Source organism: Ensifer sp. LC11 (assembly GCF_001695835.1).
Classification (GTDB): domain Bacteria; phylum Pseudomonadota; class Alphaproteobacteria; order Rhizobiales; family Rhizobiaceae; genus Ensifer.
Genome location: NZ_MBSO01000032.1, coordinates 19,598 through 44,542 on the forward strand (window position 1 = coordinate 19,598; position 24,945 = coordinate 44,542).

General features: G+C 60.5%; 21 protein-coding genes. 9 read left to right on the top strand and 12 right to left on the bottom strand.

All coding sequences use genetic code 11. The annotated features are described in order from the left end of the window. Window positions 1-8 precede the first annotated feature (8 nt). From BBX50_RS20915 to BBX50_RS20925, 3 genes are all read left to right on the top strand, one after another. Window positions 9-1,187, top strand: coding sequence for a polysaccharide pyruvyl transferase family protein (locus tag BBX50_RS20915; RefSeq protein ID WP_065777257.1), 1,179 nt, complete (start codon window positions 9-11; stop codon window positions 1,185-1,187). Window positions 1,188-1,340: 153 nt separating this feature from the next. Next, a complete protein-coding gene (locus BBX50_RS20920) occupies window positions 1,341-2,513 on the top strand; it encodes a polysaccharide pyruvyl transferase family protein (protein WP_065777258.1) in 1,173 nt (390 codons plus the stop codon). 46 nt (window positions 2,514-2,559) lie between these two features. After that, window positions 2,560-3,636: a glycoside hydrolase gene (locus BBX50_RS20925; protein WP_083213755.1), complete on the top strand. Its 1,077-nt coding sequence runs from the start codon at window positions 2,560-2,562 to the stop codon at window positions 3,634-3,636. 54 nt (window positions 3,637-3,690) lie between these two features. Here BBX50_RS20925 and BBX50_RS20930 read toward each other — a convergent pair whose 3' ends face one another. After that, window positions 3,691-3,933 (bottom strand): hypothetical protein, encoded by a 243-nt coding sequence (locus BBX50_RS20930; RefSeq protein WP_065777259.1) that lies wholly within the window; start codon window positions 3,931-3,933, stop codon window positions 3,691-3,693. A 342-nt stretch (window positions 3,934-4,275) separates the two neighbouring features. On the opposite strand from BBX50_RS20930, the gene BBX50_RS20935 reads away from it, so the two are divergent. After that, complete coding sequence (locus BBX50_RS20935) at window positions 4,276-5,730, top strand: TrkH family potassium uptake protein (RefSeq protein ID WP_065777260.1); 1,455 nt, start codon at window positions 4,276-4,278, stop codon at window positions 5,728-5,730. A 30-nt stretch (window positions 5,731-5,760) separates the two neighbouring features. Here the strand turns inward: BBX50_RS20935 and BBX50_RS20940 are convergent, their stop codons facing one another. From BBX50_RS20940 to BBX50_RS20980, 9 genes are all read right to left on the bottom strand, one after another. Beyond that, window positions 5,761-8,121: a polysaccharide biosynthesis tyrosine autokinase gene (locus tag BBX50_RS20940; protein ID WP_065777261.1), complete on the bottom strand. Its 2,361-nt coding sequence runs from the start codon at window positions 8,119-8,121 to the stop codon at window positions 5,761-5,763. Window positions 8,122-8,187: 66 nt separating this feature from the next. Next, window positions 8,188-9,093 (bottom strand): UTP--glucose-1-phosphate uridylyltransferase, encoded by a 906-nt coding sequence (locus BBX50_RS20945; RefSeq protein ID WP_065777262.1) that lies wholly within the window; start codon window positions 9,091-9,093, stop codon window positions 8,188-8,190. Between the two features lie 4 nt (window positions 9,094-9,097). Next, the gene (locus BBX50_RS20950; protein WP_065777263.1) at window positions 9,098-10,111 is read right to left on the bottom strand and encodes a glycosyltransferase family 2 protein; all 1,014 of its coding nucleotides are present in this window, start codon (window positions 10,109-10,111) and stop codon (window positions 9,098-9,100) included. Continuing rightward, window positions 10,111-11,037, bottom strand: coding sequence for a glycosyltransferase family 2 protein (locus BBX50_RS20955; RefSeq protein ID WP_065777264.1), 927 nt, complete (start codon window positions 11,035-11,037; stop codon window positions 10,111-10,113). Before BBX50_RS20955 ends, BBX50_RS20950 begins: the two co-directional genes overlap by 1 nt. Next, a complete protein-coding gene (locus tag BBX50_RS20960; RefSeq protein ID WP_065777265.1) occupies window positions 11,034-12,032 on the bottom strand; it encodes a glycosyltransferase family 2 protein in 999 nt (332 codons plus the stop codon). Before BBX50_RS20960 ends, BBX50_RS20955 begins: the two co-directional genes overlap by 4 nt. Continuing rightward, on the bottom strand, window positions 12,029-13,249 hold the full coding sequence (locus BBX50_RS20965) for a glycosyl transferase family 1 (RefSeq protein WP_065777266.1): 1,221 nt from the start codon (window positions 13,247-13,249) through the stop codon (window positions 12,029-12,031). Before BBX50_RS20965 ends, BBX50_RS20960 begins: the two co-directional genes overlap by 4 nt. A 91-nt stretch (window positions 13,250-13,340) precedes the next feature. Beyond that, window positions 13,341-14,129: a glycoside hydrolase family 16 protein gene (locus BBX50_RS20970; RefSeq protein ID WP_065777267.1), complete on the bottom strand. Its 789-nt coding sequence runs from the start codon at window positions 14,127-14,129 to the stop codon at window positions 13,341-13,343. Continuing rightward, on the bottom strand, window positions 14,126-15,208 hold the full coding sequence (locus BBX50_RS20975) for an acyltransferase (RefSeq protein WP_274534036.1): 1,083 nt from the start codon (window positions 15,206-15,208) through the stop codon (window positions 14,126-14,128). Before BBX50_RS20975 ends, BBX50_RS20970 begins: the two co-directional genes overlap by 4 nt. Window positions 15,209-15,652: 444 nt before the next feature. Then, entirely contained in the window at window positions 15,653-17,137 is a 1,485-nt protein-coding gene (locus tag BBX50_RS20980; RefSeq protein ID WP_065777268.1) for a lipopolysaccharide biosynthesis protein, read from the bottom strand. A gap of 122 nt (window positions 17,138-17,259) precedes the next feature. On the opposite strand from BBX50_RS20980, the gene BBX50_RS20985 reads away from it, so the two are divergent. Next, entirely contained in the window at window positions 17,260-18,225 is a 966-nt protein-coding gene (locus BBX50_RS20985) for a glycosyltransferase (RefSeq protein ID WP_065777269.1), read from the top strand. An 85-nt stretch (window positions 18,226-18,310) separates the two neighbouring features. Next, the gene (locus tag BBX50_RS20990; protein WP_065777270.1) at window positions 18,311-19,258 is read left to right on the top strand and encodes a polysaccharide pyruvyl transferase family protein; all 948 of its coding nucleotides are present in this window, start codon (window positions 18,311-18,313) and stop codon (window positions 19,256-19,258) included. A 50-nt stretch (window positions 19,259-19,308) separates the two neighbouring features. Here BBX50_RS20990 and BBX50_RS20995 read toward each other — a convergent pair whose 3' ends face one another. Both BBX50_RS20995 and BBX50_RS21000 read right to left on the bottom strand, forming a co-directional pair. Continuing rightward, on the bottom strand, window positions 19,309-20,325 hold the full coding sequence (locus tag BBX50_RS20995) for a glycosyltransferase family 2 protein (RefSeq protein WP_065777285.1): 1,017 nt from the start codon (window positions 20,323-20,325) through the stop codon (window positions 19,309-19,311). A 251-nt stretch (window positions 20,326-20,576) separates the two neighbouring features. Next, window positions 20,577-20,855, bottom strand: a complete 279-nt coding sequence (locus BBX50_RS21000) for an exopolysaccharide production repressor protein (RefSeq protein WP_065777271.1) — start codon at window positions 20,853-20,855, stop codon at window positions 20,577-20,579. Window positions 20,856-21,608: 753 nt separating this feature from the next. On the opposite strand from BBX50_RS21000, the gene BBX50_RS21010 reads away from it, so the two are divergent. The 3 genes from BBX50_RS21010 (at window position 21,609) to BBX50_RS21020 (ending at window position 24,926) form a co-directional block, all read left to right on the top strand. Further along, on the top strand, window positions 21,609-22,289 hold the full coding sequence (locus BBX50_RS21010; protein ID WP_065777273.1) for a sugar transferase: 681 nt from the start codon (window positions 21,609-21,611) through the stop codon (window positions 22,287-22,289). Between the two features lie 73 nt (window positions 22,290-22,362). Continuing rightward, the gene (locus BBX50_RS21015) at window positions 22,363-23,634 is read left to right on the top strand and encodes a polysaccharide biosynthesis/export family protein (protein ID WP_065777274.1); all 1,272 of its coding nucleotides are present in this window, start codon (window positions 22,363-22,365) and stop codon (window positions 23,632-23,634) included. Between the two features lie 8 nt (window positions 23,635-23,642). After that, window positions 23,643-24,926, top strand: coding sequence for an O-antigen ligase (locus BBX50_RS21020; RefSeq protein ID WP_065777286.1), 1,284 nt, complete (start codon window positions 23,643-23,645; stop codon window positions 24,924-24,926). The last annotated feature ends 19 nt before the right edge of the window (window positions 24,927-24,945 follow it).

Genomic DNA, 24,945 nt, shown 5'->3' on the forward strand with positions numbered 1-24,945 from the left:
ACTAACGCATGCGTCCAAGAATCCTCCTGACGGGCATTCCTGGTCATTACACGCGCCTCGCCAATGGCGCGAATGGCCTGTCGGTTTCCTATTCGGAACGGCAGAAACAGCCCGAATCCAAGGACGAGTTTCTTCAGGAGCTTCGCAACATCAGCAACACCGGCAACTATCTGATCGGTGAGGGGGCACTGCGTGCCATCGCGCCCCATGCCAAGCAGATCCCGTTCTGGCATCTCTACAACAGCCACAAGAACGGCAGCGGCTTCGAAGAGTTCAACAACAATTTCGATATCTGCGTTTTCACCTGCGCGAACCTCTTGCGCAAGGGCCTTTCGGCGGATGCCGAAGCCGATGTCCTCAGCAAGCTCAAGATGCCGATCGTCATGCTCGGCATCGGCCATCAGAACCGCAAGGATCTGGAAACCGGCCTGCCGGAGGGAACGAAGCGGCTGCTCGACGTGCTCAAGGACCGCGAACATTATTTCCTGACCCGTGGCTACGAAACGGCCGGCTACCTGAAGGACCAGGGCTTCAAGTACGTTCGCCCGACCGGCTGCCCTTCAGTCTACTTCGCGCCGAACAACATGCGCGCGTCGATGAAGAAGCTGCCAAGCGTCAAGATCGGCCAGGCAAAGACGATCTTTTCAGGTTATCTCGGCGCCAATCACGATTGCATCGTCGATGCCCTCGCGCTGAACCCCGAGGGAGCAAAGCCGCAATATGTTATCCAGGATGAGTTCCTGCACTTCGACATGAAGGTCGAGCCGGATGCCGATGGCAGAGTTTTTGACTCCTGCTCGGGAAAGATGCTCGGCGATCTCACCTTTCCGGGCTCCGAGCGCCAAAAGGTGCCGTTCGACGTGCGCACATTCTTCGATACCAACCAGTGGCGCGCCTGGGCCTCGCATATGGACTTCAACTTCGGCCGGCGGTTCCACGGCTCGATCATCGCCATGCAGGCGGGTGTGCCGAGCCTGATGGTGGCAGTTGACGACCGGATGCGCGAAATGCTGGGCTTTACCGGCCTGCCGTCGGTAGAGGTGCAGGAACTCGAAAAAGCTGAAAACCGTGCGGAATTCGTCGCCAGCCATCTGGCCGGGCTGAACGCATCCGAACTCGTCGACCGCTACTCCGATCGCGAACGCAACTTCCGCTCTGCGCTGCGCGAGATCGGTATCGGTCAATAAATCGCCGATGCCTTGGGTCGGATCGGCCCGAGGCGTGAACGCGATCGATTTTCACAGGTTCGGGCGGGACGAGGAAGGCCGCGAAGGCGTTTCCTCGTTCCGCTCTCACTCTTCGCCAACTCTCGTCGGCCCGTCCAAAAATCAGGTGTAACGATGCGTATCCTGCTCACCGGAATCCCCTCCTACCTCCAGCGTACCGTCTCGCGTGTTTCCGGTGCGACGGTCCATCACAAACCTTACTTCGATGATATCCGGAGCAAGAAGGACCTGGTCGACCAGGTCAAGAAGATCGCCAACACCGGCAACTACCTGATTGGCGAAGGCGCGGCCCATGCCCTTCGCGGTCATGACGTGACCTATGTGCCGTTCTGGCACCTGGTCAACAGCCGCGGCGCGAACGACGTCTTCGAAGCCCTGAATAAGGAATTCGACATGTGCGTCTTCGCCTCAGCGAACCTGCTTCGACCCGGCTATTCCGCCGATCTCGAGGCGGACGTGTTCGAGAAGCTGAAGATGCCAGTACTGGTGATGGGCATCGGCATCCAGAAGCGTGAGGGGCTCAAGGAAAACCTGCCGGCCGGCACCTTGCGGTTCCTCGAGGTGTTGAAGAAGAAAGAGAGCTTCTTCCTGACCCGCGGCTACTTCACTGCCGAGTTCCTGCGCGAGGAAGGCATGAAGTTCGTCAAGCCGACCGGCTGCCCGTCGCTCTTCTTTGCGCCGAACGAGATGCGACGCTCGCTGACGTCCCTTGCCAATGCTGATCTTGCCTCGGCACAGAAGCTCGCGCTCGGCGGCTATCTCGGCAGTGTCGCCGACACGATCGTCGATGCCCATGCGCTCCTGAAGCCGGAAAGCGTCGCGAGCTACGTCATTCAGGACGAGGTGGTTGCGTACAATCTCACGCTTCCGGTCGACGACAATGCGCCGGTCTATGATCGCTCCAGCGGCCGCATCACCGGCAAGACCGAGTACAAACATCAGGAAAAATGGCAGCGGCCGAATGAGCTCCTGGTGTTCTTCGACACCAATCAGTGGCGCGCCTGGTCATCGAGCCGTGACCTTTGCATCGGGCGGCGGTTCCATGGCTGCGTCATCGGCATGCAGGCCGGCACGCCGTCGCTGATGATCGCCGTCGACGACCGCATGCGGGAGATGCTGGAATTCATCGGCTTCCCCTACATCGAAGCGGCGGTCTGGAACCGTGAAGCCGATAAAAAGGCCCATCTCGCCAATTTCCTCTCGAAGATTGATGCTCAGGCGGTCACCGAGCGGTACTCGGCATGCGAGGCGAACTTCCAAAGTGCGCTCAAGCAGGTTGGCCTTTAATCGTCGGGCAACGAGGGCAGCGCTATCGGCGCTGCTCTTTGTTGCCCTGGCGTGCTGCGCGTCGTTTGCAGGCGCATCATCTGCGCGCGCCGATAAAACCGCTACCGCCCGCATCGGCATCAATCGGCTCAATCTTGCCTGGCTCGATCGCGCGGAGCAGGAGCGCGTGCTTGGCGAAATTGCCGCCAGCGGCGCCACGCATGTGCGTCTCTCCCTGTCTCGGCCGGTGGACAAGAGCATCGAGGCGCTTGATATCGCCAACCGCCTTGGGCTGCGGATTCTGCTTGAAATACAGCTCGCCAACAAAAGCTATTACGCCGAAACAGTGCGCCCCCGATCCGGCCTTGGCCGCATCTGGGATATCAACCGGTTGTCGGATCTTGATCTCGACCGTTATCGCGCGGGGCTCGGCGATGCGCTGAGGCGTATCGATGCGCTGGGCATTCGCCTTGACGCGGTCGAGCCGGGCAACGAGATCAACCTTGCCGGATACAATGGTGACCTGGCTGTCTATCAAAAGCCCGGAAGGACGACGCCGCGCAAGATCAGCGAACTCGCGGACCGCGCCGCTTTTGAAAAGGGCCTGGACAATTACATCGCGGCACTGAAGATCACGCGCGACGAATTGAGGGCGAGCGTCAACAGCCGCGATGCGGCCATGATCTCTGCCGGTCTCTCGGACATGGGGCCAAAGGAAGCAGACCGCCAGGGTATGGAGCGTCTTGATCCGGCCGAGATGATCGGGCTCCTGAAGGCCCGTGGCATGGACGAGCTGGTCGACGCCTATGGCATCCATATCTATCCGGCCCGCAAGAACCCGACAGCGATCCAGTCCGTCGTCACGAAGCTTCTCGATTTCTGCGAACCGGCGGGCCAGGGGCGTCCGTGCTGGGTGACGGAATGGGGAATTGCCAATACTGCGCGCGCCTGCCCGGTGGACGACCGCGAGCGCGAAGGCGCGATCGCTGCCATGCGGGCAGTCTTTGGCGATTTCGCCAAGGCGAAACGGTTGGACGCAGCCTTTTACTACGACTGGGATACCCAACAGACCTACCGGCTCTGGCGCTGTGGCGCTTTAAGCCCGGCGGGTGCCTTGGCAATAGAGCCGGAGAAAGCCGACTGACGCAGACCTGGCGCAAACGTCCACTCAGGTCAGCCGCCGCGCCGCTTCATCGGGTCAGCGGCGTGCAACACGGCTCGCTGCAGGTTCCAGCCCCTTGCCACGGTAGGTGACAGGGATGCCGAGCTCCTCATGGGTGCGGGCCAGCGTTTCCAGCCAAGTTGCAAGCTCGTCCGGGACCTTTTCCTCACCGGTTTCCATCGCCTCGATCCAGGCCAGGTTGCAATGAAGGGCGCTCGCCAGATTGATCGGCGTCCAACGAAGAACAAGAAGGCATTGGGTGAAACGGGCGGGGGTCATCGGTTGTGCTCAAGGTTGCATATGGAAAGATGAGCAGCCTTTACACGTGGAATTAAGTCAAGGTGATGACTTGCTGAGCCCAAAAGCCCTGATCTTTTCGTGAGTTAGATTTGAATGGGCAATATGCCGCAGTGCAGCATGCCGTAAACGCTTCTCACCCTGCATTTGTAGGGCGAGTTCTGGTGCGCCAGTCGAAGAAAAGGTGCTGGACAAAAGAGCTGATGACCGATCCTCAAGACATTCTCGGATCGCGGCCGGTGCAAATCGCGCGTCTTTGAGGTTGAATGCCGCAAAGCTGAATGACTGATTCGGTCTTAGGCAAAGCGCTGAGGCGATCGACCGTTGCATGCACCCCTTTATCAGACCGCGATCAACATAGCCGCAAAGGCTGCGTTCTATCTGTCGCTGGCGATGCTGCTTCCAGTAGCAATCGATCTGTTAGACGGTCATCCCAACTGGAAGGTGTTTGCCGGTTCGGCATTCGTCACGGGGGCGCTGTCGCTTCTGGCGATTGCCGCAACGCAGGGCGGCTCGCCGCTTTTCAGCCGCAAGATGGGTTTCCTGGTCGTAAACCTTCTTTGGATCGTCGTCTCGCTCGTCGGCGCCATGCCCTTTTGGCTGTCGTCGCTGAAGCTCGACTTCGCCAAGGCCTTCTTTGAATCGGTTTCCGGTATCACGACGACGGGCTCGACCGTCATCACCGGTCTCGATCATGCTCCGCCTGGCATCCTCCTCTGGCGCTCGCTGCTGCACTGGCTGGGCGGCATCGGGATCGTTGCCCTCGGGCTCTTCGTCATGCCCTATCTCCGGGTCGGCGGCATGTCCTTCTTCAAGATGGAATCCTCGGATACGACGGAGAAGCCCTTTGCCCGCATCGTCACCTTCACGCGCGCCTTCATCCTGATCTATATCGTGCTGACGGTCACCTGCACGATCATCTATTCCTATCTGGGGATGAGCCGCTTCGATGCGCTGAACCATGCAATGTCGACGATCGCGACCGGCGGGTTCGCGACCCATGACGCCTCGCTCGGCTACTTCAAGAGCTTGCCGATCCTCTGGGTGGCGACGTTTTTCATGACGCTGAGCAGCCTGCCGTTTTCGGTGCTCATCCTCTTCATCGTGCGCGGCCGGCTCGACACGCTGAAGGACCCGCAAATCATCGTCTTCCTGTCCTATCTGACGGCGCTTGCGCTGGCGGCAAGCCTCTATCAGCGGCTGGTCAACGGGGTAGCTGCCAATGAAGCGCTCGCCCATGCGTTCTTCACCGTCTCATCGATCCTGTCGACAACCGGTTTTGCCAGCGACGACTACATGCTCTGGGGGGAGTTCATCGTTGCACTTGCCTTCGCGGCCACCTTCATGGGTGGCTGCTCCGGCTCGACGGCGGGCGGCATGAAGGCCTACCGCTTCATCATCATCTTCAATTCGATCCGCGCCGGCCTGTTCAAGCTGATCTATCCCAACGCGGTGCACACGGTGCGCTACGGCAAGACGCTCGTCGATATCGACGTGCAGCGCACGGTGTTCATGTTCTTCACCGCCTACATGTTCATCTGGGCTTTTGGGAGCCTGGCGATGGGGGCCATGGGCTATGACCTCATGACGGCCGCGTCAGCCATTGCCACGGCGCTATCGAACGTCGGCGCCGGGCTCGGCCCGATCATCGGGCCGGCCGGCAATTTCTCGACGCTGTCGGACCCGGCGCTCTACCTCCTGTCCGTCATGATGCTGCTCGGCCGTCTGGAGATCCTGACGGTTCTCGTCATCCTGACACCGCTCTTCTGGAAAGATTGAACGAGAGATCGGGATCGGGCGGTTGTTGCGTCAGGCGGCCTCGCTCTTGCGGTGCATTCCTGAACTTTCGAGGTAGTACTTCTCGTATCGATGGCGATAGTGCTCGGCCCCGCCGAAGTCGCTGTATTTCGCCAGTTCCTGCATGTCTGTCTTGTTGAGGATGACACCAAGGATCTTGCCGTCGATCTGTGGCTCCGAAGTCAGCAGATCGCGTACCAGCCGCGACGGTGTCCGTCCCCATTCGGCAACGAAGATGAAACCGTCGGCGAGCGGCGAAAAGGCCTTGGCATCGACGACCGGGGCCAGAGCCGCAAGATCGACAACCACGTAGTCGAAGGACTTGCGGGCATTGTCGATGAGCTCGGCCATGGCCGGGGACGCAAGCAGCTCATGGCTGTCATGGGGATTGCTTCTCGCCGACACTTCGCCACCGACCGGAAGGATCGCAAGTTTCGTTTGCTGATCGATCTTGATGCCTGCCGGCCAGGAAGATTCGCCGGTCAATGCCTCCACGAGCCCCGACTTCGGCGCCGGATTGATCATCTTGCTGAGCCCAGGCCTGCGGATATCCGCGTCGATCAGCAGGGTCTTCTTGCCGCTCGCGGCAAGAAGCGCCGCAAAGTTTGCCGCAACGATCGACTTGCCCTCGTCCGGTACGGCCGAAGCGATGCCGATCACCCGCGAGCCGTTGCCGTTCAAGATCCGGTCGCAGGCGAGTTTCGCATTTCGGAACGTTTCCGCGAAGGACGAGCGGGGCGCGTCGAGCACGATGCGGCTGAGGCGTTCGAAGGGCATGGCGCCCTGCGCCGGTGGTTGCGGCACCCTGTTCTTCATCAGCTTGGCGCGAACCAGATCCGCGGCACCTGGTTGACCCGCACCGATAAGAGGCACGTAGCCAAAGGATCGGTGGCCGAGGATCGAGCGCACGTCGCTTTCCAGCCGGAAGGTTCGCTCGCGAAACTCCTGGAAAGCGGCGAAGGCGCCGCCTGCCATCAGGCCAAGCACGGCCGAAAGCGCCAGAACCAACGTCTTCTTCGGGCTGGAAGGCGAGGCGGGAACGCCGGCTGTCGATATCACTCTTGCCTTGGCGATCGGGAACGAGCGCTGCTGGGAGGCCTGTTCATAGCGGTTGAGATAGGTCTCATAGAGCGTCTTTAGCGCCGCCGACTTCTGCTCGAGCTCACGCAGATGCACGAGCGAAAGGTTCGCATCGGAGTTTCGGCCGGTGGTGCCTTCGATGTTCTCGCGCAGCGACGCCTCTCGGGAGCGCGCCACTTCGTATTCGTTTCGGTAACTCGCCGTGAGCTGCTGCAACTCCTGGAAAATCTGCCGGCTGATGTCGGTCTTTTCCTTGCGCAGCGACACCGCCTGGGGATGATCGGCGCTGAAGCTCTGTGTCACCTCCTGTTCACGTTTGCTAACGGCAAGATAGCGGGTCCGCAGGTCCCTAATGACCGAGTTGTCGCCTTCCTTGGCGGAAATCGTCGCGTTCTTGACGGCAGTCTCCGGGCCCTGGTCGATGATTGCCTGGAACTGCTTGTAACGCGCGGATGCGCTCGCGGTATCGGCCTGGGCGATGATCAGCTGGCTGTTGAGATCCGCAAGCTGCTGCTCCGACATCAGCTCGCCCCTGGCAAGCGTCAGGCCGTTCTCGCTGCGGTATTTTTCAACCTCGAGCGAAGCGGCCTGCGCGCGCTGCCTAAGGTCAGCCAGGCGTTCCTGCAGCCACACGGACGCACGTTCCGTCGCCTCGAAGTTGGCGTTCAATTGATCGTTGAGATAGGCGTCTGCATAGGTGTGAACGATGCCGGCAGCCAGTTGCGGATCACTGGAGCGATAGGCCAGCGAGATAACAGAGCTCCGCGTCACGCGTTCGACAGCCAGTTGTTGTTGTAGCAGTGCTGCTGCCTTTTGCCGCCGGCCATTGCGGGCCATATCCTCGGAAATCTCCGGCCCGCTTAAAAAAAGGCCCGCGACGGACTTCAGCCCATCCTTGGCGACATCGAAGGCCGAGCGCGGCGGATTGAGGACGGTGTCGTTGTCGGCAAGGTTCATCTTGTCGACAACGCGCAAGGCAAGTTCGCCCGACTTCAAGATCTCCACGGCACTCGCAATCTGAGTGTCGAGCAACTGGGCATTTTGCGGCGTTGTCTGTTCCTCGGCAAACTTCGACAGGTTCTCGTCGAGCAGGATCTGCGTCGCCGACGTGTACAACGGCGTTGCGAAAATCAGGTACGCGATGCCGAGCCCGACGAAGAGCGCCACAAACAGGCCGACCATCCGGGCGCGTCGAACGACGACCGAGAAGAGGCGGTCGAGGTCGATGAAGCCATCGGGTTCCTCCGCGTTTCGCGGTCCGCCGCTGTTGAAGGGGAGGCTTCTTTGGTTCATTAGCGCTCTGTCCGTTCACTTTAGTCTGAAGGCTGGCGCCCCCTTGGGGAGGGACGCCTTAGCCAGTTATGCCGCGCGGATGCGGCCTTCATGAGACAGGACCATGTCCTTGACCGATGCGTAGACCGTCTCACCGAGATCCTCGCGTGCGAGCGCGAAGGCGACGTTGGCGGCGACAAAGCCCTCCTTCGAGCCGCAGTCGAACGTGCGACCGTCGTAAGGATGGGCATGAAACGCTTGATTTTGTGAGAGTTTCAGCATTCCGTCGGTCAACTGGATCTCGTTGCCCGCGCCCTTTTGCTGGTGGGCGAGAATGTCGAAGATTTGCGGCTGCAGGATGTAGCGGCCATTCAGATAAAAATTGGAAGGCGCTTCACCAATGCGCGGCTTTTCTACCATCTGCGTGACTTCGAAACCGTAGGGAACGGTGGCACCCTTGCCGACGATGCCATATTTCGATGCGTCTTCCGGCGCGCATTGCTCCACGCCGACGACGTTGCCGCCGGTCTGCCGATAGAGGTCGACGAGACCGGCCATGCAGCCGCGCTGGCCGTAGCAAAGCATGTCCGGAAGAAGCAGCGCGAAGGGTTCGTCGCCGATGAGGTTGCGCGCGCACCAGACGGCGTGACCGAGGCCAAGAGGGGCCTGCTGCCGCGTGAAGCTGACGGAGCCCGCGCGCGGCAACATCTGCTCCAGTTCGGAAATCTGGGCGCTCTTGCCGGAACGTGTCAGCGACGAGATGAGCTCCGGCGCATCGTCGAAGTGGTCCTCGATCGCCTGCTTGTTGCGGCTGGTAACGAAAACGATGTGCTCGATGCCCGCCTGGCGGGCCTCATCAACCGCATATTGCACGACCGGACGATCGACGATCGTCAACATCTCCTTCGGTATCGCCTTTGTCGCGGGTAGAAACCGCGTTCCATTGCCGGCGACCGGGATCACAGCTTTCCTGACGGTCCTGATACGGTCCATGGTTTTATCCTTTACTTGCGTGCGGGCTTTCGCCCGAGGTGGATCGTTCAGCCGCCACCGGTGTGGCGGACTTCATGCGTGCAAGTGGCGCCAGCAGGCGGCGCAATCGCACGGCGATCGGCATCTTGAGATGTCGAAGCGCTGCGGGACTGGAGAGCGCCACCTGGGCGGCACTCACCAGAGATCTGGATTTCAGATGATCGACGAGTCTCAGGAAGGCGTGCGCCTCCCGAAGGCTTTTGTCGCGGCGGCGCTGCATCGCCATCGCCTTCGGGTCTATCGTGTGATTGGCAAGGAATACCCTGTCAGCGCCGATCATCGCTTCGACATGGCGAAGTTCGAGCACACGCGAGATCGAGCCCTCGCGGATGTGATAACAATACCCAGCGCAGGGATCGACAGTGCAGCGTCCGCCAAGGGCAAGCGCCGAGGCGAGCAGAATGTAGTCCTCGCCAATCCGGACGGTGTCCGCGAAACGCAACCCATGGCCGTTCAGGAAACGACGCTCGAACACCGGCTTCATGTAGCCGAAATTATAGGTCGAGCGGAATAGCACATTGGATCCGATAAAGGCCGCAAGCGTCATGGTCCGATGGCGCGCAAGCAGAGCGTCGGGAAACATGCGCTCCACCCGGCCGTCCAGCTTCGCGACATCGAGATTGTCGACGACAATCTGGGCGTCGGCAGTGGATGCCAGGCCGATCATGCGCGCGAGCCGTCGCGGGCTGACGGTGTCGTCGGCATCGAGGATGGCAACCCAGGTGCCAAGGGCGGCATCGAGCCCGGCGTTGCGGGCCCCGCCCGGCCCGCGGTTCTCGGTCAGTCGCAGCAGCTTCAAGCGCGGATCGGCGATCCCTTCAACCACGGCGCAGGTGTCGTCGCTGGAGCAATCATCGACGACGATCACCTCGACATCGACATCCTCCTGTGCGAGTGCACTGTCGATGGCACGCCGGACGGTGGCGGCCGCGTTAAATGCCGCGATGACAAAACTGACGTCGGGGGCGGATCGCGTCATCAGGCGGTCGCTGCTCCATATTGCTGAAGTTCGCGCACCCCGAGGAGCCCGCTGACGACGCCGGCGTGCATGACTGCGCGCAGGGCGTAACGCGAGCGCGCGATCGGCGATCCCGCAAGAAGCAGGCTTGCGATCGCGCAGTAGCCGGATTTCGCCGTCGCGCGGGCAATCTCGGCCATTCGCTTGCGGGGTTGACCCCGCACGCTCAAGAGACGGCCATGGGTCTGTCCGGATCGGAAGCGACGCTTCGCGAGCCAGGTGAGCCGTGCCCGCTTTTCGGGGACCGGTTCAAAGACCAGGGCGTCTGGCGCATAGGCAAGGTGTCCGCCGTCCGCATGCATATGGCGGAAGAACTCCGTATCTTCACCGCCCGAGCGCCCTGATGCCAGATTGAACCGCCTGCCCGAGAGGACCGGGCGGGTGAGGTCGAGCAAGGCATTGCAGGTGTAGCCGGTGCGGATCTCACCATTGACCCAGACCGGACGGGTCGAGTGAAAGTCGCCGCGGCGCATCCAATTCGGCGCCGACAACGTATATTCGGCGCGAACCGGACCGAGCACGACATCGGCGCCCGTCGCGCGGGCAGTCTCGATCAGTTGCGCAAGCCAGGTCCTCGACACCGTTTCGTCGTCATCGACGAAGGCGAGATAGTGATTGCGGCTGGCGTCGAGGCACGCGTTGCGGGCGATCGAGATGTTCGATGCCGGGCAGTGCAGATAGAGGATCTCGAAAGGTGTGGTCGGGCGCATCTGGTCGACCAGCGCTTCAGCGCTCGGCGTCGCATCATTGTCAGCGACAATGATGCGGATGTCAGCATCATCAGGGACGGCAAGGAGGGCGAGGGAATGCAGCGTTTCCGCAAGCTCCTGCCGGCGGAAGGTGCAGACGGCTATATCGATCTGCGTTCTGGCATACGTCATGGTCATGGCATCACCCCGCGCTTGCGCGACGCGAGCAATTCGCGCCAAAAGCCAGCCGACCACGCAAAATGCATGACCATCGCCGAAAGAGCAGCGAGCGGGCCATAGGGGTTCTTCTGGCCGAGTGCCATCCAGATGCCATAGCCGATGCAGGCGGCGGCCCAGAGGACCACGGGCAGGACCGCGAGCCAGCTTATGACGGCCAGCAGCGCGCCGATCGCAACTGGTGCAACCGCAAGCGGCAGAAGCTGCCGCAAGCTCGGCCAGGCGCGATGTTTCAGGGCGTTGCGCGCGCGCCCACGGCCATAGGCGAAATACTGGCGAAAGAGCGGGCCAACCTTTGCGCGGGGGTAGTAGACCATGCTGGTCCGGTCTGTCATCCAGATGCGATAACCGGCTTGATGAAAGCGATAATCGAATTCGGCATCTTCGTTGTGACTGAAGATTTCGTCATAACCGCCGATCGCCTGAAAAGCGGAGATCCGCATCAGCGCATGATGGCCGTGGTCGGCCCAGTGGCTCGTCGCGCCAAGCCGGTGTTTTGCGCCGCCATTGCCGAGCTTGGAGTTCTGGGCACAGGCGGTCGCCTTTTGGAACGGTGTGAAGCCGACGGTCTGCATCGCCACGACGACGGAATCGGCGCCGGTTTGAAGCGCCTCCTCGACGAGGCGCTCGCAATAGTCCTGCGGATAGGTCCCGTGGGCGTCGATACGGATCAGATAGTCGAAGGCGGCGCCGAAGCGGGCGACGGCGAGATTGATCGCGGCACTCTGGATGCGTTTGGGGTTGTCGAGGGCAAGAACCACCGGGTCCGTCTGGGCGAGGCGCGTTGCGATATCGCGGGTGCCGTCGGTGCTACCGCCATCGACGACCACGATAGCGCCGTTGAGGCGTGTTGCCGCCGGTTGCAGCGTTTCGACGAGTCCCTCCAGATGTTCTGCCTCATTGAGGCAGGGTATGACGATGAGGGTTCGTGTCGAGACCGGTGTATTCGTGCTCATGACAATCCACCTTCGTTCTGGGGAGCTGCGGTGTTTCGGGGCGTTGGCGAGAGCTTTGATGCCATTAAGGATGGAGCCGAGGTTGCAGCGGCCAGGCGTCTGACAAGATCCGCACAGTCACTGCGGCTGAAAATCCAGGTTTCCGGCGCGCAAGCCGCAATTCGCCTCGATGCGTCCACGTAGCGTTCCGACGTTGTCGCGCTGAAAAGAGCTTCGAGCGCTTCCGGCTCGGCCTCGTCAAGCAACATGCCAAGCCCGCGTATCGCGAGAAACCGCGCTGTTTCGGTACCACGCAGCGCGATCGGCACCCGCCCGAAGCGGCAACCTTCGTAGAGCCGGTTCGGCAGCAGCCATTTCGAATTCTGGCCTTCCTCGAAGAAGTCGATCGCCCAGGTAAAGTGCACGTCGTCATAGATCGCGTTCAAATCCTCGGGGCTGCGGTAGGGCCCGTGGAAGTGCATGAACGGCTCATTGCCGATGAAGCCGTCGAAGTCGTCGAACTCGGAATGGGCCGGCCGGCCGCGCAGCACGATCTCGAAGCGCCCCTCCATTCTGCGGGAAAAGGCCGATAGCAGTGCCAGCGACTTGCGGCAGCGCAATGCGCCGAACCAGCCGATCCGCCACGGACCATCCTCAGGTGCCACTGCGGGCGAAACCGATGGCCGCGCGGTTTCTTCATTGAGTTCGAGCACCTTGTTCTCAAGCAGCATCATCGGCGCCGAGATCCCGGACAGCGGGCGGAAATAGTGCTCGACGAAGGCCGGCGAACTGGTGATCAGCAGCCGAACGTCCCTGCCGAGGAATGCTTCGCTCGCCCGAAGCGTCCGCCCGATCATATCCGGCCGCAGGAGAAGGCGGTGAATGTCGAGGCACTCGTAGACGATAGGCACGTCACCGCCGAGGAGATCGACTGCCTTGCTGGCAACAGCCAGCATGTCGAGGTTGCGGGCAATGATCAGATCCGGACGTTCAACGTTGCGCAGTGACTGCTTGAGCGAGAGGCGGCTTCTGGCGACCGCGCTGATCCGCTGGAAAAAGCGCCCGTCATGGGTGACACCGAGCTCGATGGGCTCGATACCTTCGATGGTCGCAAGCGGATTGGCTCCCCGTCGGAACCCCGCGACCCTGACCCTTGCACCACCGGCAAGCAGCATCAGAACGCGCCGACGAACGGCGGGGTCGGCAAGATCCTGGGCGAAATAGAGTATCTGCAGCATGTATATCCGGTTTTCTGCTCGGCTCGAGCCGAACATGGTTCAAAATTTTGCGCTTGCGGCGTCGGCCGCGAAGGCGGTTCCCGATCGACGCCTAGTTCGTTCGGCAGGCGACCGACTCTGCGAACTGGCAATCCCCTCCCGGCGCGGTGAAGGCGATGCGATCGATCTGCATGGTTGCAGGCCCCTTGTAGGCAAAGGTGCCCATCCAATCCGTCAGCGTGTCGGTGCCCCAAAGGCTGAAGAAGATCTTCTGAGGATTGGTCGGGATTTTCGCGGGATCGGTGACCTCGTGCACGAGTTCGCCATTGACGTAGTAGCGGATCCGCTCCTTCTCCCAGACGAAGGCGTAATCGTTGAAGCCCTGATTGGCGCCGCCCGGCACGTCGGCAAGCTTCTCGTTGCCGCCCTTGGCCGAGACATATTGGTTTATCTGAACCTTTGCCGTGTTCTTGCCGAGGACCTCGAAATCGATCTCGTCATGCGGCTTCTTGTCGGCCGGACCGATATAGGTGAAGAACGCCGAATTCAGCCCTGAGCCGTCGGCCGTCTTGATGCGCGCCTCGTAGGTGCCATAGCCGAAGCGCTTGCGCGTCTGGATTTCACCGCAGGTGTAGTTGCGCTCGCCGAGCTTTCCTTCCTGAAAAGTCAGTTCCGCAATACCGTTCTCGACCCGCACCTGGTTCTTCGACCAGGTGCAGTTTTGGTGTGCGCCATTGTTCCAGCCGTCCGAGACGTACCAGACGGACGTGTCGAGCGTGTCGAAATTATCGAGGAAGGACGTGGCCGAACCGGTTCCTTCAGCGAGCGCCGAACCGGAAAGGCCGACTGTGAACAGGGTGAGCAGGGCGAGGCGGTGAGGTCTTGGAGATCTCATGGTCAGGTCCTTTGTTGAGGTGACGGCTCGGAGCGAACGGTCGGTGCTCGCTCACTTGCCTTGAGGGTGGATCCGGTCCGGCTGCCGGTGAGAATAGCGGTCACGTTTGGGAGCCAGCGCCGGGCGAGGGCGTGGGCACAGGCAAGCGTCGCGATCGCGACGAATGGAGCCGTGCAGTAGAAGGTTGGATAATACGCGACATCCATCCGGTTCCAGATCATCCAGAAAAGGACCAGCAGCGGGAAGTGCGTGCAGAAGATCCAGAAGCTGAGCCCACCGACGCGGGCCAGGGAGGCCCCGATGCTCGTTCGAACAAGAAGCGCGGAAACGGCCCAGGAGCCGGCGATGCCGAAGAGCGCTGTCAGGCTGCGCAGCATATCGAGCCATATCGGAAAGTCCGGACCGTATTGATAGAGCAGGGCAGAGAGCAGCAGCGCGGCGGCGATAAACGCAACGACAATCGCCCAGGAGAACCGGTCGAAACGGCGAATGTCGACCTCATGCAGGCTGAGGTAAATGCCAGCGCTAAATCCGAGCAGGATCGATTTCTTCAGGAAAATCCCATTCGGAAACGGCAAAACGACATAGACCAAAAGCACCGCAAGCGTTTGCGCCGGATAGCGCTTGATCAACCACGCAAGTGCCGGCGAAAGCACGATGCAGAGCAGCAGATCGCGCAAGAAGTAGAGCGGCAGATTGATCGGCATGCCTTCAAGCGCAAAGACCAGGGTCAACCATTCGCGCGCGTTCGCATCGGCGACATCGGGCAGATAGCCCGAGCTGATCTCCTCGCCCTGAGCAACGAATACCAGCGCGAGAAACGCTCCATTCCAGAGCAGGAAGGGCAACAGAACCGTTCGCGCCTTGGTTTTCAGCGTTTTGCGATAGTCGAAACGGTCGAGACCACGGCGAAACAGAAGATATCCGGAGATGGCGCTGAGACACGGGACACCGACACGAAAGAGGCTGTCGCCCAGGAAAACGCGTAGCCAATCGAAGCCGCCGTAATTGCCGGCATAGGGACTGGTCGCCGGATCATAGGGAACGTGCACGAACACGATGCCCGAGATCAGTACGATGCGCATTAGATTAATCCGCGACGAGATGTTCGCGTTCACATCCACGATGTCCGTCACCCCTATCTGGCAGCACGTTTTGAGGCGGCCGTTTCAACAGAGCAGACCAGAGCCCGCAGTCCGTAGGCTAGGCCCGGGCGCGGATGAAAATATGGCGCCGCAGCAAACGAATCGATCGCCGTTTGCTGCGCTGCGACATCCTTGTCCCTGGTCGGCCTAGGAAAATAGGCCTAGGTGAGGGCCGGGGCGGCAGGAAACGACTGTCTTCCCCGTTGGTTATGGTAAATAACCGGAAGCTGAAATTATGATGCCTGTGCTTGTGCCGGCGGCCGTTTCGCACTGAAAACGTGTGTGCTTTTTCTTTCTCTCAATCAGCCAGAGAGATGGTGTCCGCGAGTTTCCGTGCCGAAATGCGGCGAGGGTGAGGCAGTTTCCCCGTGTGTCATACGACGACTACTCGGCTGTGGCGCGCACGGAGGATGGCGCGCCGCGGCTGCGCGCCATGTCGCGAAGCTTTGCCAGTAGTGGCCGCTCCGTCAGGAATACCAGGGCGAGATAGATCAGCGAACCGATCGCGGTCCCAGCAAGGACTTGGAGAAACGGGTTTGGAAGATATGAGCCATAGAACTGCAGCAGCAGCCTGACAGCGATGGCCATCGCGAAAGCGGACGCCAGCGGTCTGACCGAAACCAGGAAGCCACGCAGGAACGGCAGGTGGTCGGCGCGGAAGACGACCCAGGAATAGCCGACAAGCGTCACGAGATTGACGAGGCAGAGAGCAATCATTGCCTCAACGAGCGAGCCGCCAATCGCGCCATAGGCTACGGCGGCCGTGGTCGCAATGGCGCGGATCAAGGCCCACCAGAAGAGGATCGTGCCTTGGCCAATGCCTTTGAGATAGGGGATATAGGTGCTGCAGGGCGTCAGCAGTCCCTTAGACAAGGCAAGCAGTCCCAGCACCGGCCAGGCAGCGGCCCATTGCTGGCCGAAGAGCACGAGCATCGCCGGTTCCGCAAGCGCCCAAAGACCAAACATCATTGGCGCCAGAAGAACCGTCGTGACCTGTGTGCTGAGCAGCAGCGCCTGCGAACGCCGTTGGCGATCCTCGCCCATGTGGCTGAAGGCAGGAAAGAGCACGCCCATGACCGCCGAGAGCACGATCTGGTTGGGGATGCTGGAAAACCGGTTTGCGGCCGAGTAGGCGCCCGCATCCGAGAGCCCGAGATAGCGGCTGATGACCACCATCGGCGATTGGAAGGTGATGAAATTGGCGATCTCGGCGCCCATCATGCCGAAACTGAACCGGCTGAGCGAAAGCACGCGGCGCGGGGAAAACACGAGCCGGGGGACATAGCCGGATACGGCATAGAGCCCGGCGAGGCGAATGACTGCGGAAACGAAGAGCTGCGCCAGCAGCGACCAGACCCCGAACCCCAGAAGTGCCGCGCCGACCGCGACGAGCGCGCCCAGGATCTCCGAGAGCATGGTCCAGATCGCGTCCTTGCTAAAATTCATGCGCCGGGCCAGCAGCGAATAGGCGACGTCGCCCGCAAGCTGGAGCGGAATGAGAAGGCTCATGATCCGCAGCAGATAGCCCGCTTCCGGAGCGCCAAGCAGGTTTGCGAGCGGATCGGCGAAGGCGAAAAGCCCGAGCGCCATCAGGAGCGAGACAGCAAGATTGGCCCAGAAGGCGGAGTGTATGAGGCTCATATCCTCGTTGCGCTGGATGATCAGCGCAGATGCAAGACCAGCGCCGCCGATCATGGCCAAAAACTGCACGACGGTCAGCGCGACCGCAACGGTTCCGAACTCTTCCGGGGTCAGGATACGCGCCAGAATCGGCACGGTGACAAATTTCAGCCCGAATGTGCCTGTCTTTGAAAGGACGCTCCAGCCGACATTCCGAGTCACAGACTTGGCGTTTACGTTTGAAGGCATTGTGAGCATCCTGTGATGCCTTTGAAGGATTTCCGACAAAGGACAAGCGCTAGACTTGAGGTCGAACCGCGGTGGGAAGGGACCAAGCAAGACTCTTTTAGAGAAACCGCAGGGGCGAAAAGATGGCGAAGCTGACTGTTATTATTCCCTACTATCAGAAGGAGCCTGGTATTCTTCGACGCGCGCTCGCGTCGGTCTTTGCCCAGAGCTTTCAGGACTTCCACGTCCTGGTGATAGACGATCAATCTCCCTATTCGATCGATGAGGAGTTGAAGCCGCTTGCCGACGACGAGCGCGCGCGTGTGACGGTGATCCGGCAGGCAAACAAGGGCCCCGGTGGCGCCCGCAACACCGGGCTCGACCATGTTCCGCTCGATGCCGAGTTCGCAGCGTTCCTCGATTCCGACGATGTCTGGACCGACGATCATCTCAAGAATGCCGTCGAGAGCATGAACGGTTTTGGTGCCGACTGCTATTGGGCGTCGATCACCGGCAGCGAGGCGTTCTACTACCACTTCGGTGTTGCCGACCTTGAGGCGAGCGATACCGTTGTCCGGTTGCAGGAGAGGCCGCTTGTCGTTGAGATCCCGGACCTATCCAACGTGATGCTTCGGAATTGGAGCTTCCTGCATCTCTCGTCGATGGTGATTGGTCGCAGTCTATTCGAGACGATCCGTTTCGACGCGGAACTGCGTCTGGCGGCGGAGGATGTCCTGTTCTTCTGCGACTGTATTCTGGCTGCCAAACGTGTGGTGCTGTGCGATGCGCCTGGCGCTAAGCGCGGCGAGGGGATCAACATCTTCCATTCGATCGACAACGATTCACCGCAGTTCCTACAGCAGCAGTTCAACACCTTCGTTGCATTGGAAACGCTTGAGCGCCGCTTTTCGCGCGAGCCTTCGGCGATCGCCTCTATCCGCTCTTACCAGCATACGGCGCGCCGTCAGGCGCTCTGGAGCCAAGCGCGGCGGCTCAAGCGGCGCAAGCCGCCGCAGTTTCAGTTGCTAGCGCGCTGGGTGCTCAGGGATCCGAAGCTGTTGCGAAGCGCGCTGGCGCTTGCCGCTGGAAAATTATCCCGTTCGCGCTGATCCGAACAGAAACTCCTTTGTGGAGGAACAACAGGCCGTCGGACGCGGCTTCCGATATCTCGCATTCTGAAAGAAGGGACCGCTTATGAAACCCTATTACTGGGAATCCCAGCACGGCAATTTCGGCGACGACCTCAATCTCTGGCTATGGGATTTCCTGCTGCCGGGCTTCCGTGATGTTCATGAGGACATCCTGCTGGTCGGCGTCGGCACCGTCCTCAACCGGGCGCTGTTGCCGGACGGCATCCGAAAGCTCGTGATCGGCAGCGGCTACGGTTACGGCACGTTGCCGGATATGCGAAACGCTGCGGAATGGGACCTCCGCTGCGTGCGTGGTCCGCTGACGGCCGAAAAAGTCGGGCTTCCGCCGGAACGCGGCATCGTTGATCCGGCCGTCATGGTCGCGGACATGCCGGAGTTCCAGAACTTGCCGAAGCTCCATAAACGCAGCTTCGTTCCGCATTGGGAAAGTGCGATCGCCGGCATGTGGCCCGTCACCTGCGGCACGGTCGGTCTCAACTATATCGACCCCCGCGGCGATGCAAAAAGCGTGATCCGCGAGATCGCGCAATCCGAGTTCATTGTTGCGGAATCAATGCACGGCGCGATCCTTGCGGACGCTTTCCGCGTGCCGTGGGTGGCGGTGACGACCTCAGACGGCATCAACAGTTTCAAATGGAACGATTGGGCGAAAACCGTCGGCGTTGCCTATCAACCGCGCCACGTACCGGTCTCGAGCCGGACCGAAGCCATCATCAAGGGTACGCGCTTCTGGGGCATGGGCTTTGAGGCGCAAACATCGCCAGGACACCCGAACCGGCGGTCAGTCGATGATGACGTGATCGTAGCGACAAGAGAGCCTCGGCAGACTTTCTTACGCAGTGCCGCCAAGCAATTTCTTGCAGCGCCATCGACGCTCGCACTTTGGCAGGCGAGCCGGGCGACGCCGCAATTGAGCAGCGATGCCCGCCTTGCGGAGCGGAAGGAGCGCTTTCACGACGTGCTGGCGGCAGTGCGGCGCGCCTATTTCTGAGAGCGCCGATCAGCCGTGCGGCCATGGCAGCGTTGCGGCGCCTGCGGCCGTCAGGGCCGGTTCACGGTATCGGAGAGCAGATAACGTAGCCCTCCTGATCCCCCGAGCCCGATCGGTTCTTCGCGTGAATGCCGGAAACGTTCGGTCTTGTCGGCTAGGATGCCCATGGTAACCGCTGCAATCGCCTCAGGTTTCCGAAGCAGATAACCGATCGCAGCCTTCGCGCCCTGCTGGTTCTTCAGATCGAGAAAGTGCCGGTGCTGATAGCGGCCGCGCACATGCCGCTCATGCCGACGGATCGCAGCGGTTGCTTCTCTGTCGAGACTGGTTACGGCCAGCACGTTGCGATCGGCTTCATAGAGCCGTTTGAGATCCTCGGTTCGATGGCTTCCGCTCAGGGAATTGCTGCGCACGATCGCAGCATAGCCGCAGCTATGGATGATCTTGTAGCGCGCGCCCTTCGCGAGCGCGCGCAGGTAGAGATCGTAGTCTTCCCCAAGGCGAAGTGTTTCCCGATAACGGATGCTGTGCCCCTCCAGGAAGTCGCGACGAACCAATGGCTTCAAGAAGCCAATCTCGCCACGCCTCGCGTTGCGTCGCGATATATTGCCGTCGACAAAGTCGATGAGATGGAGATTTCGCGGCTGGGGCGGGAAGTGGTCGATGACCGCGGGCGCGGCGCTGGCCGCCGCCTCGTCCATGAACGCAATATTATCGGCGATGAAATCCCAGTCTTTTTCGCAGAGCAGGCGGCCAAGACGGCCCGGCAGGAAGAAGTCGTCCGCATCGAGCACCGCCAGCACCGGCGATCGACTGACCGAAATCGCATGGTTGCGGGCAGCTGCTGGCCCACGATTGCTCTCGAAGCGTATGACCGTCAGTCGTCCCGATTGATCGTCGGCGTGCCGTGCCGCGGTTGCTGTCTCGTCCGCGGAGCCGTCGTCGACGACAATCACTTCAGCGGTTTCCGGCTCGCGGAGCGCTGATGCGATGGCGCGGGCAATGGTTGCCTGGGCATCCTTGGCAGCGATGATAACGCAGACCTCTGGCTTTGCAGCAGGCGTCATATTTGCGGCAGTCGTCATAAGGGTCTCCGGCCTAGCGTCTCGCGGACGATGCGGTACCGCTAGTCGCCTCGGGCGAGGCGCTTCAGTTCACTTCGCACAAGCCTATCAATGTTCCCATCAAAGGAACGCTATGAGGCCGGCACGGCGCGTTTCCGTCGCCGCGCGGCGCACAATGCCGGGCGATCATGTCGCGATCGCGTCAAAGGAGGGGCATTTTTTGGGAACCGGTGAAGACCGCCGGCCCGTCACGGCTAGCGGTTAAGATGGCCCGGACGGTTCAGAGGAGCGGTCTTGCCGCCCGCTGTGTCTTCGCCGGGCGATCGCGACATTTCAGCGGCCTGCCTTTCGCTCTCGCGGGCTTTCTTCCAGACAAGGACGATAATGGCGAGGAAGTAGCCAAGTTGGATCAGGACGGCACAGATTGCGGTCTGGATCAAAGTGGGCACCAGCGAGCCGTTGAGGACGTAGGTGACAACAGCAAATATCGTCAGGGCGCCGAGCATGCTTACGAAGACGCGTGGTGCATACATGGTGTCAACTCGCACTCGGTGCTATCGCTGGAGTCATCATCTGAACTGGGGCCTTTCCTCCGCGGAGTTTCAATATATTGGCGACCGTCGTCGGCATCAACCGACAATGGCCGGCGAGCAGATTGCCCATTACGTCATCAAAATCTTTATGTCGCGTTTCGAACAGGTACGCGCGAATCAAAATCAGTTGACCGTGGGTCTCGTCCCCGCGCCGGCCGCGGCCTTGGATGCCGCCTCTTCCACTTTGTGTAGGGGCGAAGCATTTGCGACCGCTCGCCGGTTGCCGGCGTGAAGGCTCGGTGATCAACTTTTGTTACAAGTTTGCCCGGTCGAGAGGAGAGATGTGTGCGTCGCGAAAACTTGATGCACTGCAGCATTGCTTGACGAAAATTCGCGTCGACTAAATTCCTGTGGCACAGACAAGCATCCGGAAGCTGAGAGAAAACATTAAGCTGCGAAGCTCCCACCACTTTTCCCTCAATGTAATTTCGAAACGCGAAAACAATACAACGGAGCGTGCAGTGTGAGACTTATGCTCTCAATAATATAGAGGATCTCCGCCAAGAAATATTACATATTCGAATTCGATTATATACGTCGCCTGCCGTTCCGAGGCGGGGTCGCCATTATTTCGCCTTCAAAAAGCAAATCCTAACGAGACGTTCATTCTTCGCAATGAGCGCGCCCCGCCGTGGGCTAAGGGCCCCTCCCTGGGGAGACCGACCAATCGCCAACGTAAATGGAGTCATCTCTATGAAGTCTGCGACCAGATCGGCCAGTTCGCCGTTTTTCAGCGCCGCAGAGACTGCGGTCTTTCCGCCCGTGGGCGGAATTTCGAAGCGTGGCTTCGATGTTCTTGCAGCGTCATTGGCGCTCGCTTTCCTGAGCCCGCTCTTTCTGATGCTGATGGCTCTCGTCAAGTTTTCCGATGGGGGCAGCGTCTTCTATGCCCACCGCCGGATCGGCCACAATGGAAGGTCGTTCCGCTGCCTGAAGTTTCGCACGATGCGCGCCGACGGCGATCGAGTCCTGCAAAAGCATCTCAGAAGCAATCCGGCCGCCTACGAAGAGTGGCGTGCGACACGCAAGCTACAGAATGACCCACGCGTGACCGTGGTTGGTAGCGTCCTGCGCAAGCTGAGCCTTGATGAGCTACCGCAGCTGATCAATATCATTCGCGGAGAGATGAGCATCGTCGGCCCGCGGCCGGTGGTCGAAGACGAACTCGAACTCTATGACAGCGCTGCAGTCTACTACCTGCAGTCCCGCCCAGGTCTCACCGGTCTTTGGCAGATCAGCGGACGCAACGACGTCTCCTACCAGGCACGCGTCGCGTTCGACATGCACTATGTGCAGAACTGGTCGCTGCTGACCGATTTCTCCATTGTTGTGAGAACCATACCCGCCGTTTGCTTTTCGCGCGGCAGCTACTGAGGAAACAGCGCCCCTGACCTCGCGCGGCCCCGATAGGGACGCGGGGCCGGCGCCTTCATTTCGGAAAGTCCAAATGAAACAGCACGATTTGATAGGGAGATCCCGTATTTCCCGCACGGTGCCGTCTTTCCTGCACCAGGCTGTTCTGTTGGTTGCAGTCATGCTCGGCGCCGCTCAGGCTCGGGCCGAGGAGTATCAACTCGGCACAATGGACAAACTTAAGATTCGCGTCGCCGAATGGCAAACGGCCGAGGGAGCCGTGCGCGATTGGTCGGTTGTCAGCGGCGAATATACCGTCGGCCCGTCCGGAGCATTGTCGTTGCCCTTTATTGGCGACCTGCCGGCAGCTGGCAAGACGACCACTGAGGTCGGAGAGGCGATCGGCGGAAAGATGCAAACCCTGTTCGGCCTGCGCGACCGTCCGTCGGCCTCGGTCGAACTTGCGCAGTATCGCCCGGTCTATCTTGCAGGCGAGGTCCAGAAGCCCGGCGAATATCCTTTCGTCCCCAACCTGACGGTACTGAAGGCCGTGAGCCTTGGTGGCGGGTTGCGTCGCTCGGAAAGCGGCCAGCGTTTTGCTCGCGATTACATCAATGCCCATGGCGAATCGAGCGTCCAGACGGCGGAACGCAACAGGCTGTTGATTCGTCGCGCCCGGCTCCAGGCAGAGATCGCCGACAAGGGGGGCATCGAACTGCCAAAGGACCTCCAGGGCGTTTCCGGCATCGACAAGCTTCTTGCGAACGAGACGGCTCTGATGGCCTCCCGTGACCGGAAGCAGAAACTGCAACTGAAATCGCTCGCCGATCTGAAGTCGTTGCTCGAGAGCGAGATCCAGTCGCTGGCGAAAAAATCTGATACCCAGAACCGCCAGCTCGAACTGGTGATGGAAGATCGCGAAAAAATCGAGGGGCTGGCCGAGAAGGGGCTGGCGCTTAGCCAGCGCAAGCTGCAGCTGGAGCAGCGGGTGGCTGAACTGCAGGCGGCAGTGCTCGACATCGACACGGCCTCGCTCAAGGCCAAGCAGGACGTCAGCAAGGCGGCGCAGGACGACACCAATCTGCGCAACGACTGGGACGCTCAGCTGGCGCAGGATCTGCAAAACACCGAGGCCGAGCTCGATACGCTATCCATCAAGCTCGGTACCAGCCGCGACCTAATGGCCGAAGCGTTGCTGCAATCGGCTGAAGCGGCGCAAATGAAAGACAACACGGCAGAGGCCGCCATTACCTATTCGATCATTCGCGAGCGCGACGGTAAGCCGACCGAAGTTGCGGCGGATGAGAACACGCCGGTCCTGCCCGGCGACGTGATCAAGGCCGAAGCCAATCTGGCAACGCAATAGGATTGGTCGTGAAAATTTCGAAGGCGAGCTTGATTTCCCCTGATCGCAATGGTGTCTATGGCACCGTTGCGATCGCGCTATCATTCTTCGTCTTCGCCTATTCCTCGCGCTTCGGACAGGCATCGATCCTGCTCTACTATGCGCTGTGGCTGCCATTGGTGCTTGTCGACTACCGTCGCGTGCTCGGCAACTATGGCTGGCGTCTCTGGATCCTCGGCTTTGCCGTTTTCGCCTGTCTGTCGGTTTTCTGGTCGGCGGCACCGTCGATAACAGCGCGTGCCGGTATCCAGTACCTCTCACATGTCGTCTGTGCGCTCATCGCCATGCGGCTTGTCAATGTCAAAACGCTGGCACGCGGCGCAGTGGTCGGGACCGGTGTCGTGCTCGCCTATTCGCTGCTCTTCGGTGTCTATCATCTGGACCCACTCGACGGCACCTACAGTTTCGTCGGCGCCTTCGCCTCAAAAAACCAACTGGGCTTCTATGCCTCGCTCGGCATCTACTTTGCCTTCGTCGCACCCGTGGCGCTCGGCGAGCGGGGTCTGTGGCTGGCAGCGTCAGGCACGGTCGGGCTGCTTTCAGCTTATTGTCTTTTGGCTTCGCAATCCGCCACATCGGTGCTGACCACCGCCGTGATCGTCGGCCTATGGCTCTGCATGCGTGTCGTCGGCCTGTTGTCGCCGAACCATCGTAAGGGCCTCTTTCTCGCCGCTGCCGTCTGTGGCGTGATGGTGGCGGTCGCGGCTGTCTATGGCGGTGGCGTCGACTTCATTCTCGGCCTCTTCGGCAAGGATTCAACACTCACCGGACGAACCTATCTGTGGCAGCAGGGCGTTGAAGCCGCCATGGCTTCACCCGTTGTCGGCGTTGGCTATCAAGCCTATTGGGTCCAGGGGTTTTCTGAGCCGGAGCGGCTTTGGGAAGAATTCTATATCGCGACACGCTCGGGTTTTCATTTCCACAACACCTTTATCGAGGCGATGGTGGAGACCGGCGCGATCGGGCTCGTTCTCCTGTCGGGCATCCTGCTGGTAACGGTTCTTGGCCACACCAAGCGGCTACTGACGGCGGACCATGACACGCAATCCTCGGTGCTCTTCGGTATCGCGGTGCTGTTGTTGATACGCTCCTTCGTGGAGATCGACATCCTCAATCCGTACCACGTCGGTTCGTTCTTGCTCTATTTTGCCGCGGGCAAGTTGACGCTGCCGCAAGACAGCCGGCGGCGGCCCGCCGAGGTCCGCCCTCAGCTGCTTATTTCACACGCCCCACAGCTGCTGAAGTACCGATGAACCGGTGAGCGGAGGTAGG